We start from the raw sequence: 14,176 nt of genomic DNA, 5'->3' as shown, positions 1-14,176 counted from the left end.
ATAACAGGATTCAACACTATAGAGCTCACATGGCAATCTGCCATTGAGAGAAGGGCATAAGAGCCTGATGAAGCAATCGAAGCATTAAAGAAAAAAGGAGACACAATAATTTTATCTTGTGCCTCCAAATAAAAATACTACTTAATCATCGGAAAAGACTGACCCAATCGATTCACGATAATGGATCATGCCATATTGTAATATTCTTCCCAAATATTATCTTTCGGTATTCCCATCTCCTTCATCGATTTTTGGACAATTTCCAACATTGGCGCAGGTCCACAGATGAATACATCGTATCGATCTTTATTCTTTGGGAAATGACGTCTGAGCACATCCGTAGTGATATATCCTTTTTCAAATTTTGGATCATCCGTCCGTTCCAGGACATGTACAACCTCCAAATTCATTTTTTTAGAGAGGTCGGTTAATTCCTGATAAAAGCCAATACTATCGACATCACGGCTGCCGTAAAATAAGACGACTTTGCGTTTATCCCCTTTTTCAGCCATTGTCCGGACAATACTCATCGCAGGAGCAATTCCAATTCCACCGGCTATGATGACAAATCCCTCATCACCAAGTTTATCAAGATCAAATGTGCCAAAGCCACCTTCAATATAAACTCTCTCGCCTACTTTCATATCCTTGATCGTGGATGTAAAATCGCCCAATTCACGAATCGCAAATTTGACAATTTTTTGATTCACATCCGATGAAGCAATCGAGAATGGATGCTTCCGGAATGCAAAAGGTGACCGACGAACCGTAATCCAGGCAATCTGTCCTGCGCGATAAGCTACTGGTTTCTGTTTTTCTGAGCCGACAAATTCCAATGTGATTTCCGTGGTTGAATTATTCATCACACGCACATCCACAATTTTGTACGGTTTCTGTAATTCAATCAAGCCGGCATTTAATCGCAGCCAAAATATCGCACAGACTGCCAGAAAAACAAGCAACACATAGTATCCGTAAATCAATGGATTTTTAGTATAGTAATTGATTCCAAGAATGTGGATCATACCGAAAACAACCATGGCAATGGCAATCAACGAGTGTCCAATTTTCCAGAAATCATAGTTTATTTTCAATTCTTTTCGCGAATACGAAAAGTAAACCAGCAATGCTGCTGCAAAAAGCGCCAATGTACCTGCTTTTGAATAGAGAGGCAGACTGCTAAACACATTTAACAAAGATGCAATTGAGAAATTGTTGATCCACAAAATCACCAAATGAGCAGTCGCCAGCCAAAATCCGATAGTCGAAAAAGCATGATGAAATTTATACACAGAATCCATGTTAAATGAATTTGTGACATAGCGTTCGCGGGTAATTGGGATAAACGACAAAATCATTAAGGAGAGACCAAGATACCCGCAACAGGAAGCAAGGTCACGCTGCCATTCACGCCAGGTGTTATTCTGAAGATTCGTAACGAGAATTACAACAACTGGGAACAAAATGACAACAAAAAACAAAATCAACCATAAAGTCTTTTTTAATCGAATTTTTGACAGGTAAGCTCTTCTGGTAGAGCGTATCACAGCAGCATTCATGAATTCCTCTTTTTATTATGGTCGAGCAAATTTATCAAGGGCAATTGCGGAATCTCCGCTTGCAAGGTCGCTGATAGAGTCAATCAGTAATTGAGCTGAGTAAACCGGATTATGAATGTAGCCTGCTGAAGTTGATACGAACTTATAGTTGAAAGCAGCGCGCATCATCCTGGGTGTCCAATCCTTATAGCCCGCTTCCCCTTCATCCTGAGTTCCGTTTTCATTAAGATCAGCAAACCAATAAGGATAATTCGGGGTGTAACCAATTGGAGCTTTTGAAATATCTTTTGAATATTGGACAATCGCCGCTATCAATTTTTCAGTCAACCCATTAATTTCATCGTAAGTCGGTTCGGTTACATCTCCATCACCGTCATAATCCTGTTTGGTACGGCGGATTTTCTGTTGATCCGGCCATGCAGTCACTTCTGCGTGACAGGTTTGACATTTTTTGTATCCGGGGTCAGCCAGATGCAATGAGTGTGGATCATGACATTCAGTGCAGGATTGAACGCCTTCAGCATGTTCGAAATGTCCGGCGTAAGTTTTCCCTTCATACTGATAGCCGCCATTTGCCTCAGAGCCCAAATACATCGAGCCTACCGCAAGATAATGCGGATTCACAAATCCAAGACCTTCTGCCTTTGCGTCCGGCTCTGTTGATCCGATTTTCTTATCCAGATCGCCATTAATTCCTCCTTGCATACCCTGATGGCATGTCCAACAAGGAACAACGTCTGAAGCAGCTGCCATTTCAATTCCGGATGGGAATTTGACCGTCGTAGCTGTTTCGACATAACTGTTATGACAGGCAGAACAATCCACTACATTACCAATCTTTGCCGGATTATCAACAGCCATGACTGCGGTTCCGTCTAACCCGAAATAATCTTTCAGGCCAGATGATGAATGACATTTTGCGCAGGTTGGCGGGACTTTTTTGTCTTCAGTCTCATCCCAGTCACGAAAAGCTAATGACGAGGAATCAGCGTGAGCAGATGAAGCCCACTTATCGGTCATTTCACTGATCGGAAGCTGCGCAGATTCAGCAGCTTCAGGTTTTTCAACCATCTTTGTCGAATACAGATAACCTAAGACTCCGGTAGCGATTGCGAATACGAAAACTAAAATTGACAAAACAGCCGTTTTTTTCATAAGCCGATCCTCTCTAAAAATAAAAGTCAATTAACATGCTTTTTTCAAGGTTAGTTTAATTATAACGACGATAGCCTTCTTTGATAATGTCTAAATCTTATCGAACATTGTGATTATAAACACAAATTAATAAAAGAGCCATTTTTTTAAGAATAGCTATTCGGGTTCAGGGGAGGATTCTTTGTTCTTGTGTTGCGTTTGAACAGAGCGTAAAACAACACAAGAACATAATTTTCTCTAATGTTTTAAAAGGTTCATTGATATTTCGAACTGCTGAATTTCGAAAAGCCACAATCGAAAATTTGGTATTCATACAATTTTTCGAGTTCAATTTCTTACCCTCAATCAGCAAAAAGTAAATGAAATTAATTTCAAACCCCTTTATCCGTTTTAAGAAAAAAAGCTATAGAAAAAAAAAGATAATTGAATTAAAATACATAGGAAGAATTATACAACTAACATTTTTAACATTAAAATTTTCTTTTTAATAACCACGAACAATAGAATAATCGATTGAATGAGATTTCCTTTTTAACTTACCGGGCATTAATTCCATATTATGAAAAGCCTTTTGAGAAAAGAGAGAAAAAATCGTTATTATGTTGTTTTTGTACCAAGCATAAAAAACAATAAGACAATTAATCCTTACCATTCTTCGAATTGTTGCTTGCTGAATGATATGGTTGATCAGAAATCGGCACAGCAATTCGATAAAGGAAAAGAATCTTTGTTGATCTTATGGTTTCAAGCAAAACTCAAAACCATAAGATCAACAAATTTCTTCTTTTTATTCGAAGGGTTAATCCATATTTCGAATTGCTGAATTTGGGAAGGCCATGTTGATACATGGGATAATGATTGAAAATAATTACACACGCGAAATTGTTGATTCAAATCAATCCAGTCCAAATTATTGCACTGCAAATTCGTATAAACAGATTTATAGTGTTCTGATTTATTATGTTTTTTACCTATTCCGCGATATATGGAGAGATAACTACATGAAATTTATAAAAAATAAAGCTCAACGGAAACAAATCTACAGTTTACCCTCAGTGTTTTCCGCTATTTTTTTATCCTCATTTTCATTTTTTCCACAGGTAAATCAGACAGAAGAGAAAACAGTACATACCGCTTATTTTGAAACAATGATTTCTGAAATGAAAAGCATATTTTCCGCGCAGCCAAAAATCGTTTTCATCTTACTGGCTCTTACAATTTGTATCTTTTCATTGTTGCTTATTATTTATTTTATGTTCCTGCGGGAAGAAAAACATCACTTTTTTAAGATCGCTTATATCGATGAGTTGACAGGCATGCATAATCTGCACTGGTTTGAAGAAAATGTGCCCAAAATCATTGCCAGAGAACATGAGAAAAAATTTGCAGTCCTTTCCGCAAATATCAACCGCTTTGATATTATTCGAAATTGTTACGGAGAGGAAACGTCTAATAATATTCTCAATTATTGTGCCAGAATCGTCGGAGAAGAATGTCGTTCACATAACGGGTATGCGGCAAGGGCAAATTCTGATTATTTCCTCTGTTTAATTCCTTATCAGGAAAAAGAATTCCTTAAAAAGGATTTGGAAGGAATTGAAAAAAAATATGAAGGATTTTCGATAAAAAGTCAAACGCTCATTTTAAAATGGACTTTCGGAATTTGTCTTCTGCCGCAAAATTGCGCAATCGACATCAAAAAAGCCATCAATGCCGCTACCGTGGCAAGAAAGGAAGCGGATGTTAATTTTTCTCCAATAGTATTTTTTAATGAGCAGATGCTTGCTCAAATTAACTTACGGGAGTCAATTCGTAATTTTCAGGAACAGGCACTTCAACAGCAGGAATTTGAAGTCTATTTCCAGCCCAAATATCATATGAAAGACCAGTCACTGGTCGGAGCGGAAGCGTTAATACGCTGGAACAGCAAAGAAATCGGATTCTTATCACCGGCTCAATTTATTCCGATTTTCGAGAATAACGGTTTTATTTTAAAACTGGATTTTTTTGTTTTAAAAACTGTACTGTCTTTTCTTGAAAAAAGGGAAAAAGCGGGGAAACGAATTGTCCCAATTTCCGTCAATCAGTCCAGAGTTCATCTGAATGATGAAAAATATGTTGAAGATTTGCGAAAATTATTCTTGAAATTTGATCTGCCCACCGGAATGATCGAACTGGAATTAACAGAAACCGCTTTTTCGGATATTCAAAATGCACAAAAAATCATGAACGAAATTCGTCAATTAGGATTTCTGACTTCGATCGATGATTTCGGCGCAGGTTATTCCTCTTTACTGATGTTGAACGCTGTTCCGATCGATATTTTGAAATTGGATCGCTTCTTTCTGACTGATTCCTGTGATTCGGAACGGACAAGAGAAATCCTGAGCCATATCGTTTCGATGGCAAACGCTCTTAATATTCGTATCATCTGTGAAGGAGTAGAAACGAATAGTCAGGCTGAATTCCTAATGAGTGTCGGATGTAATTTCGCACAAGGATACTTGTATGGGAAACCCATGCCCCAAAAGGATTTCGAACAACTATTGGATCAAACTTCGAATTTGATGGTCAATGATTCGGATTCATTTGCCATCAAAGCAAGCGATATGATCGGAATGACTGCTTCAGAACAAATCGCCATACAAATTATCAATTTGTAATTTGGAGAAAATTCATTGTTCTTGTGAAGATTTTCCGCAATCGATTCTCAATGCAAGTCGATACTTCCAATTGCATCATAGATTTCACGCTGGTTGGTCAATTGGAAGTAGGATAAAAAGAAAGCACGTAATTCTCTCAACAGACGCTGACATTCTCATGTCATCATATCAGACAAATGGAATGAACCTGCCAGCCTTTTCACCTCTTTACTTTTTTGTTGATCTTCGGATGAAATATCCGGCTGCGATACACATGACTGCCATCAACAGACCGAGAAGAATCATTTTTTCCATCTTTTCTGCCTTCCCTCTTTAAAAAATATTCCATCTTTTCGAACAGAAATTTTTATTTACTGTATTTAAATCCATTCCAGTCAGTAACTCAAAATATCAAAAGATTTCTTTTTTGTACGTATGATTTTACGCGAAGTGAAAAATCATACGTACAATTATTAATCCTTTCCAAGCTTCGAATCACCGATAAATAAATATATACTGAAACCAAAAGTTATAATTAGGATCATTACAAAAAAATTATTCGAAATATGGAATTGCTTTTCGATTCAATCGGGGAAAAATGCTGTTGAGATGTTTTTGCACTTTACATAAAAACATCTCAACAACATTAAAAACTACCCATATCTCGAATTACTATCACAAAAGGACTATTCTGACAGGCAGCTTTTTGTAATTATTAACACTCTTCATAACATTCCTTTTCTTTCAAAAGATTCTGCAGCCGAGGATTTGAATCTTCTGGATGTTGTGAACTGATTAATCCATATCTACGATATTAGGAGAAACGATGCAGGCAGATTTATTTCTTGATCTATTCAAAAAACTGGAGCAGCTTGTTAAAGATAAATATACAGGCAATGGAAAAAGATTTGAAAGTCCTGTGGTCAATTTCAGTAATTCCCGTGAAGGGAGAGAATTCAAAGAAGATCTTGATACGATTCGTGAAATCCGTAATCTTCTGGTTCATCTTCCCATGACGAACGGCCAATATCCCATTGAACCGTCCGAAGAAGTCATAAAAACATTGATGGAGATTATCGAAAAAATCGAACATCCGCTAAAAGCGATGGATTTTGCAATAAAAATCGAAAATATCATGAAGGCGAAATTGGACGATTTGGCCTTCTCGATCATGAAAAAAATGGAAGACAATGGATATACCCATGTCCCGATTATCGACGAAGGCAAACTCTATGGAGTTTTCAGCAAGAGCACGATTTTTTCGTATATGATCGCACACAACTGCAAAGGAATCCATTTGGATATGAAAATAGGAGATTTTATTGACATCTTGCCAGTAGAAAAACATCGGAACGAATATTATGAATTTGCGCCAAAAGATGCGCTTTACATCGAAATCAGGGAATTATTTGAAAAAACTTATCAGAGAAATAACAGACGATTGGCAGTAGTCTTTCTCACTTCAGACGGCAAACCTGACGGCTGGCTTCAGGGAATGATAACCCCCTGGGATGTTTTACGGATTGGAGAAAAATAAAGAATGCTTTTCCTGAATTTATAAAGACATTTCGCCTTCGACCTGATCAGATTATCAATTTTTTTCTAATCGAAAAATAGTGTGATTTCTGGTTCTGTATTATTCAGTGAACTTATTGAAATCCAGCAATTTCAAATATAGATAGAATTAATTGTTGTTGTATTGTTTTTACGTTTCAAGCAAAAACGACCCGACAACAATCTTACTCATTAATAAAATGTCCATATTTGAAATCGTTGATCGAAAACTCTAAAATACTGAAATTCTGGTTTAAAACTTGCATTCTATGAGTTGTCTGGTTTTTCCAGAAATTCGAGATGTGGAAAGGAATCATTGTTATTGCATTGTAGCTGCGCTTTGCGCAAACACGATAACAAGATCTTTTTTTTTCAAAATATTTTTCCATGTTTTGAATTGTTGTTAGAATTGCAAATTTTTTCTAATACGGTTCTAATATGAGACCGTTAAAATAAACCTGTCGGTTTTTTTTTGAAATTAGGAAATTAAGCTCTTATGATTGAAAAAGACAAGCGGAACAAAAAAATATTCTGAGAGTTAAAGGATAATGAAAAAATTATGATGCGATTTGACCGCTTTACGGAAAAAGCACAGGACGCTGCGCAACGAGCAGTAGAAATCTTGCAGCGATATGGACAAAACCAAATAGATACAGAGCATTTCTTACTGGCGCTGATTGAACAACCAGAAGGTATCGTTTCACAAATTCTGGATGAAATGAATGTATCAACTGCAACTTTGGCTGATCGATTAGATTTTCTTCTCCGAACTACGACAAAAGCCAATATATATGGCGGAGGATCCGGACAAATTTTTATCACACCGAATGTACGTAGAATCGTAGACCAGGCATACACCGAAGCGAACCGGTTAAAAGATGAATTTACTTCAACTGAACATCTTTTCCTGGCAATTCTCAACGAAAAAGGAACTGCCGTAGCAAAACTGCTCGAGGAGTTGGGAATTACACGCGCCAAAGTTTTTGAAATCATTGTAAAAATGCGCGACGGGAAACACATTACAGAACAAGCCGGTGAAATTAAATATAAAACCCTTCAAAAATATTCGGTTGATCTGACTCAAAGAGCAAGAGAAGGAAAATTGGATCCTGTAATCGGCCGTGAAGCAGAGATTTTACGGGTTATGCAGATTCTTTGCCGCAGAACAAAAAACAATCCGGTTTTAATCGGGGAAGCTGGTGTCGGTAAAACTGCGATTGTGGAAGGATTGGCACAAAAAATCGCCATTAATGACGTCCCCGAATTACTTTCAGGCAAGAAAGTAATTTCACTTGACATGGGAGCAATGGTTGCCGGATCGAAATTTCGTGGTGAATTTGAAGAGCGTATCAAAATTATCATCGAGGAAGTACAAAAATCGAACGGTGAGATTATTCTTTTCATCGATGAGCTGCATACTGTCATCGGAGCCGGCGCCTCTCAAGGATCTATTGATGCATCCAACATGTTGAAGCCAGCCCTTTCCCGCGGTGAACTGCAATGCATCGGTGCGACTACCCTGGATGAATACCACAAATACATTGAGAAAGATACTGCTTTAGAGAGACGTTTTGCTTCTGTTTATGTGGAAGAACCTTCTGAAGCTGTTACATTGAAAATGCTGCAAGGTCTGAAAGGAAAATATGAACAACATCACAAAGTGTTATATAAACCGGAAGCATTGGAAGCAGCCGTACGATTGTCATCACGATTTGTATCCGATCGAAAACGCCCGGATAAAGCCATTGATTTGATCGATGAGGCAGCCGCAAAACTGCGGGTTGCCTTATTCAGTCTTCCGGATGATCTGAAAGCGATGAAAACGGAAATTGACAAACTGGCAGCAGAAGAAGAACAAGCCGGAGTGGAACGAGATTATGAAAAAGCGGCCAAGATCAAAGCAGAACGTCTTCGAATTCAGGATGAATTTTCTAAAAAAAGAGACGCATGGGAACAGGAACATCATCTGGATGAAGAAGTCGATGTAGATGATATCGCTCAAATTGTCGCTCTTTGGACTGGAATACCGGTCAATCAGATGCTGGAAAATGAAACAGATCGTCTGGTTCACATGGAAGAACGTTTGCATGAAAACATTATTGGACAACATGAAGCCATTCATGCTGTAGCAGATGCTATCCGACGCTCACGTTCCGGATTAAAAGATCCTAGTCGCCCAATTGGTTCATTCATATTCATTGGACCTTCCGGCGTCGGGAAAACAGAACTGGCAAAAGCGATTGCGAAATTTCTGTTTGATGATGAAGACGCTCTGGTTCGTATCGACATGAGTGAATATCGGGAACAACACACCGTTTCGCGTTTGTTTGGAGCTCCTCCAGGATATGTCGGATATGAAGAGGGCGGTCAACTGACGGAAGCAATCCGCCGCCGTCCATATCGGGTTATCCTCTTTGATGAAATCGAAAAAGCCCATCCGGAAGTATGGAATTCTCTGCTCCAGATTCTCGATGACGGAAGATTAACAGATGGACAAGGCAGACAGGTTGATTTTCGGAATACCGTACTGGTAATGACCAGCAACCTTGGCACGGAATATATCAACAAAGCCGGTACGCTTGGTTTCATTGGTTCTGAACAGGACAATGAAGATCGAGAATCAAAATTAAAGATTGATAAGGCACTGAAATCAACCTTCAGACCGGAGTTTCTAAACCGTATCGATGAAATTATCATGTTCTCAAAATTATCCATCGAAGACATGGAAAAGATTGTCGATCTTCAGATGAATGAAATACGGCAGCGTGTTAATGAAAATGGATTAGAAATCGAACTCGATCCGGAAGCAAAGAAATGGCTGGCAAAAATCGGATATGATCCTGCATTTGGAGCAAGACCACTACGCCGCGCACTGCAAAAATATATTGAAAGCCCAATCTCCATTCAATGGCTTTCCGGAACACTTAAAAAGGGTGATCATATTAAAATCGTCAAGAAAGAATCTGCGGAAGAACTGGATTTTTTGCGGATGAATGAGAAAAAAGCAGCAAACAATACAGGAATAACGCAACAATTCGAAAAATAGAGCCTTCTTTCATAGAAAGAAATTGGATTTTTATTCAGCCATTCGAAATATGGAAGGGATTCTTTGGTAATAGGATCTTTTACGCTTCGCGTAAATGATTTATATGAGGATTGTTTCATGAATTAATCTGTCATTGCGAGGAGGGCGTCAGCCCGACAAAGCAATCTATTTCGTATGGCTGCCTTTTCTCATTTTCAGGAGAGTGCTTTGCCCCCACAACAGGTTTCATTCATTCCATATGAATTGTTATCAAATCATTAGTTATATAACATCATCAATTAAGATAAAACATTTAATATTTTTAGACATATATGATTCATTTTTCTGAATTCCCATATATCGAATAGCTGTCGGATTGCTGGTTCAGATTCAGATGAGATATACTTAGATTTATAAAGGATACAATATTAATGTCCAAAATGCAGGAGAAAAAAGATTCAATGCAGAATTCTGACCTGAATCATTTACGAATACTGATCATTCAGATGCTGAAAGGAATGATCCTGTTAGCTGCTTGTCTGCTTCTATGCTGGATTCTGTTCTACAAAATCACAGCAGCTCCTGCAATAGCCAGCGCTGCAATCATCGGATTCTTTATCTATGCGATTCGTGTATGGCTGAGATGGAGGAAAGCGCCAACAAACCTGACTTCGGCTGCTGCATCCAATCCGGATCATCAATCTACTCCCCAAGATACGAAAAAAGAATTGCGGGAAGAATTGCCTAAAAAAATAATCTATCGTGCCCATTGGGCTTTTTTTGTCAATCTTGCTTATCGACCTGTTTTGATTTTTCTGGTTTTTTTGTTCTTCCTGATTGCCGGCAAAGAAGAAAACTGGCCGATTATCGCTTATCCTGGCATCGTACCGATCTGTCTCATCGTAATGGTTTGTATGTTCCTGTGGATTGTGTATAGTTTTTTTGACTGGATCAATGATTTGTACATCATCGAACCTGACAGTGTTAAGGACATCAATAAAAAACCTTTCGCGAAAAAAGACATCAACATCGCGATGATGGGAAAAATACAAAGTGTTCGTTTCCGAAAGAAAGGCATCATCCAATTATTGCTCAATTTTGGCACGCTGGTGATCGTTGTCGGAGAATCTGAAGTCGACTTTGATTTTGTTCCAGAACCTGAAAAAGTCCAGCAGCTCATTCTGCAGCGAGTGGAAGAATATGAGAGGCTCCAGAAACAATTGGAAACGGACAAACAACAATTTTTTATTCATGAGCTTGTTACTGCTCTAAAGCAATCATCCAGCCAATCGGAAGTGAAAACTGAGTAGATAGGCGATTCAAACTTTTGAGCAACTGACAGCAGACGACTCCTTCATCAATCGAGCTTTTGCACAGATGACCGACTCCACACCAGCATGAAATTATGATACTTCGATTGATCACATTGATCAGAATCCGGTATGATCGCCATCCTTTGCTAAGGTAAAATAAAAAAAAGACACTTTAATATACTCAATTGGATTTGCATCAAAAACCAATTGTAACAGGAGAAATGAAATAATGATTTTAGATATTGTCCAGCTCGGGGATCCAATTTTACGAAGAAAAGCCCATAAAATTTCGAAAGTTGACAATGAAATTCGAATTTTGGCGAACGATATGCTGGAGACGATGCGCGATAGTTTTGGAGTTGGGCTGGCGGCGCCACAGATCGGTGAATCGATTCGTCTGATTGTGGTTGAAAATTATGAAGATGAAGCGACTGAAGGCGCTGAGAAAAAAGTCTACAAGCTGATCAATCCGGAAATCGTATGGCGTTCAGAAGAAACTGTTATAGCCGAAGAAGGATGCCTTTCAATCAAAGGTCTGGTCGGACAAGTGGAAAGAGCAAAATCCATTCGAATTAAGGCGCTCAGCATCTATGGCCGCCCGATAAACCTTTCAGCCAGCGGCTGGTTGGCAAGGATTTTCCAGCATGAAATTGACCACTTGGACGGAATTTGTTACGTGGATCGTGCCACAGAAGTCCGACAAATCAATCAGGAAGAAACAGAAGACGAGGAAGCTGCTCCATCTGATAAAAACAATGAATCAAAGACTACGGTCTGATTTTTCTCATCGGACGTATGTTTCTGACCAACCTCACCCTCAGCAATTTTCGATCGTATCATCATGTGGAGACAGAAATTCCGCGCGGAATTCTGCTTTTATCTGGCGGTAATGCGCAGGGGAAAACGACGATTCTTGAAGCGCTATTTTATTGCGCCGCATTTTCTTCTCAGCTCGCTGAAAATGACCGCCAATTAATCCGATTTGAGGAATTGAAAGAACCGGTTGCTGTTGCCAGAATCGTTGCACAATTTCAAAAATCAAACACTGAACACAAACTCGAAATCAGAATTATTCAGGAAACAGCTAATTTCAACACACGTGTCCGAAAAGAAATTTTGCTGAATGGCATTAAAACCAGCGCGCAAAAAGCTATCGGCACATTTCCTGCTGTTCTGCTGATTCCGCAAATGACCGCCATCCTGGAAGGCAGCCCACAGGAAAGGCGGCGGTATTTGAATCTGACTCTTTCGCAATCGATCCCCGGTTATGCGCAAGCGTTAACCGAATATAACCAGATCATTTCACAGCGAAATGCATTATTAAAACTGATAAGCGAAAGAAAAGCTGATCCGCAGCAATTAGATTATTGGGATGATCTGATGGCAAAAAGAGCATCGTTCATCATTTATCACAGAATTCATGCACTGCTGAAGTTGGAAGAATTCGCTCAGGAAGCCCATTTGAGACTGACTGCAAACCAGGAAAAATTATGCCTCAATTATCAACCTTCATACGATCCGGCAAAGGACTCAACAGGAAATGAACCTTCCAAATATGTCATGTCGAATTGCCCAGATCGATCGAGTTTTTCCACAGACGAGATTGAAAAAGGATTTCATCATCGTCTGAATTCTATTCGTAACAAGGAAATTGAAAGAGGACTGTCAACCATCGGACCGCATCGCGATGATTTTCGCATCAACGGAAACGAAATTGATTTAGGTACTTACGGATCTCGCGGCCAAATACGTACAGCCCTGATATCCCTAAAATTGGCGGAAATCAATTGGATGCAAACAAAAACCGGTGTGTATCCACTGTTGCTGCTGGATGAGACTCTGGCAGAATTGGATCATCAACGCAGAAATGATTTACAAGAGTGGCTGAATACTTGCAATCAAGGAATACTGACGACATCGGATCTCAGCCATTTTACAGAGTCATTTATTCAAAAACATGTCGTTTGGAATGTCACCGGTGGAACGATCCAAAAATAATCTTTAGGAAAAGCCGAGAGGCGTCCTGCAAAATAGATCATTAAAGGGTAGCAATCCTCAATATGGATTGAAGTCTTTTCGTATTCCAGATTGCTGATTAACGAACCGTCTTGATATTTATTCAAAGAATTGGTTTTTGCGATGGCAGCCCCGTCCTTCGAGGGTAATTAAATGGTGTAGCGGAGGCTTTTTGGATGAGAACCAAGTACCGGCGATCCTCAAAGAATGGCATTGAAACGGAAAGAATGCTCTGATTTTTTCCTCCGAGTATTTGAATGGCTTTCTTGGATTGTGCCAGCTCATCCGCAGCTGTTTCCCCTTTTTGGGCAATCATTACACCTCCAATCTTGACCAAAGGAAGAAGATATTCGCACAGAATCGGCAATCTCGCCACCGCACGCGCCGCAACCACATCATAGCGTTCCCGATGCTCTTTGGATAAACCCATTTCCTCAGCACGGGCTTGAATTGCCCGAGAATTTTTTAATCCTAATGTTTGGATCACATGCTGACAGAAGTTCACTTTTTTCCCTGTCGCATCCGCCAATAACAGATTCATTTCAGGGAAAAGAATTTTAAGAGGGATTCCCGGAAAACCTGCGCCGGTGCCAATATCCGCCAGATTTTTTCCATTCAAATCACCCAACGCCTTTGTGCAGGTCAACGAATCGAGAAAGTGTTTAATTCGAATACCTCCGATATCGCGTACTGCGGTCAGATTAAATTTCTCATTCCATTCCAGCAGCAATTGTTCATAAACGGCAAACTGTTCCTGCTGATACACCGAAAGAGAAATATTGAGATATTCAAGAGCATATTTCACCCAAATTTCCATGAATCAAATTATACTGAAAAACGAGGATTTTTCTATGAATCCACAGTAATTCGAAATTTGGGTAGGATTCTTTATTGTTGTGATGTTTTTCATTC

9 protein-coding genes are annotated in these 14,176 nt (G+C 39.1%); 6 read left to right on the top strand and 3 right to left on the bottom strand.

The window, feature by feature from the left end; translation table 11 throughout:
- Nucleotides 1–185 precede the first annotated feature (185 nt).
- A complete protein-coding gene (locus tag ATC1_RS07885) occupies nt 186–1,559 on the bottom strand; it encodes a ferredoxin reductase family protein (RefSeq protein ID WP_062280032.1) in 1,374 nt (457 codons plus the stop codon).
- A 15-nt stretch (nt 1,560–1,574) separates the two neighbouring features.
- Nucleotides 1,575–2,714 carry a cytochrome c3 family protein gene (locus ATC1_RS07880; protein ID WP_062280029.1) on the bottom strand — a complete coding sequence of 380 codons (1,140 nt, stop codon included), beginning with the start codon at nt 2,712–2,714 and terminating at the stop codon, nt 1,575–1,577.
- Nucleotides 2,715–3,715: 1,001 nt separating this feature from the next.
- On the opposite strand from ATC1_RS07880, the gene ATC1_RS07870 reads away from it, so the two are divergent.
- The 6 genes from ATC1_RS07870 to recF all read left to right on the top strand — a co-directional run bounded on the left by ATC1_RS07870 (nt 3,716) and on the right by recF (nt 13,246).
- The gene (locus tag ATC1_RS07870; protein ID WP_172667736.1) at nt 3,716–5,377 is read left to right on the top strand and encodes a GGDEF domain-containing phosphodiesterase; all 1,662 of its coding nucleotides are present in this window, start codon (nt 3,716–3,718) and stop codon (nt 5,375–5,377) included.
- 805 nt (nt 5,378–6,182) lie between these two features.
- Nucleotides 6,183–6,893 carry a CBS domain-containing protein gene (locus ATC1_RS07865; protein ID WP_062280018.1) on the top strand — a complete coding sequence of 237 codons (711 nt, stop codon included), beginning with the start codon at nt 6,183–6,185 and terminating at the stop codon, nt 6,891–6,893.
- 579 nt (nt 6,894–7,472) lie between these two features.
- Nucleotides 7,473–9,956 carry an ATP-dependent Clp protease ATP-binding subunit gene (locus tag ATC1_RS07855; RefSeq protein ID WP_062284019.1) on the top strand — a complete coding sequence of 828 codons (2,484 nt, stop codon included), beginning with the start codon at nt 7,473–7,475 and terminating at the stop codon, nt 9,954–9,956.
- Between the two features lie 440 nt (nt 9,957–10,396).
- On the top strand, nt 10,397–11,245 hold the full coding sequence (locus ATC1_RS07850) for a YdbT family protein (RefSeq protein ID WP_152024266.1): 849 nt from the start codon (nt 10,397–10,399) through the stop codon (nt 11,243–11,245).
- A 232-nt stretch (nt 11,246–11,477) separates the two neighbouring features.
- The gene (gene def, locus ATC1_RS07845) at nt 11,478–12,026 is read left to right on the top strand and encodes a peptide deformylase (protein WP_236688123.1); all 549 of its coding nucleotides are present in this window, start codon (nt 11,478–11,480) and stop codon (nt 12,024–12,026) included.
- Nucleotides 12,027–12,043: 17 nt separating this feature from the next.
- Nucleotides 12,044–13,246: a DNA replication/repair protein RecF gene (recF, locus tag ATC1_RS07840; RefSeq protein ID WP_062280006.1), complete on the top strand. Its 1,203-nt coding sequence runs from the start codon at nt 12,044–12,046 to the stop codon at nt 13,244–13,246.
- Between the two features lie 121 nt (nt 13,247–13,367).
- On the opposite strand, the gene rsmG is transcribed toward recF, so the two are convergent.
- The gene (gene rsmG / locus ATC1_RS07835) at nt 13,368–14,069 is read right to left on the bottom strand and encodes a 16S rRNA (guanine(527)-N(7))-methyltransferase RsmG (RefSeq protein WP_172667735.1); all 702 of its coding nucleotides are present in this window, start codon (nt 14,067–14,069) and stop codon (nt 13,368–13,370) included.
- Nucleotides 14,070–14,176 lie beyond the last annotated feature (107 nt).

The organism is Flexilinea flocculi (assembly GCF_001192795.1).
GTDB classification, from domain to species: Bacteria; Chloroflexota; Anaerolineae; order Anaerolineales; family Anaerolineaceae; genus Flexilinea; species Flexilinea flocculi.
Note: the sequence above shows the minus strand (reverse complement) of the source record. Positions and strands in the feature narration are given on the sequence as shown.

Bases quoted from the DNA above. Each gene is read 5' to 3' on its own strand.
- ATC1_RS07855 (WP_062284019.1), top strand. From the start codon at position 7,473: ATGCGATTTGACCGCTTTACGGAAAAAGCACAGGACGCTGCGCAACGA.
- recF (WP_062280006.1), top strand. From the start codon at position 12,044: ATGTTTCTGACCAACCTCACCCTCAGCAATTTTCGATCGTATCATCAT.
- def (WP_236688123.1), top strand. From the start codon at position 11,478: ATGATTTTAGATATTGTCCAGCTCGGGGATCCAATTTTACGAAGAAAA.
- ATC1_RS07880 (WP_062280029.1), bottom strand. From the start codon at position 2,714: ATGAAAAAAACGGCTGTTTTGTCAATTTTAGTTTTCGTATTCGCAATC.
- ATC1_RS07870 (WP_172667736.1), top strand. From the start codon at position 3,716: ATGAAATTTATAAAAAATAAAGCTCAACGGAAACAAATCTACAGTTTA.
- ATC1_RS07850 (WP_152024266.1), top strand. From the start codon at position 10,397: ATGCAGAATTCTGACCTGAATCATTTACGAATACTGATCATTCAGATG.
- ATC1_RS07885 (WP_062280032.1), bottom strand. From the start codon at position 1,559: ATGAATGCTGCTGTGATACGCTCTACCAGAAGAGCTTACCTGTCAAAA.
- ATC1_RS07865 (WP_062280018.1), top strand. From the start codon at position 6,183: ATGCAGGCAGATTTATTTCTTGATCTATTCAAAAAACTGGAGCAGCTT.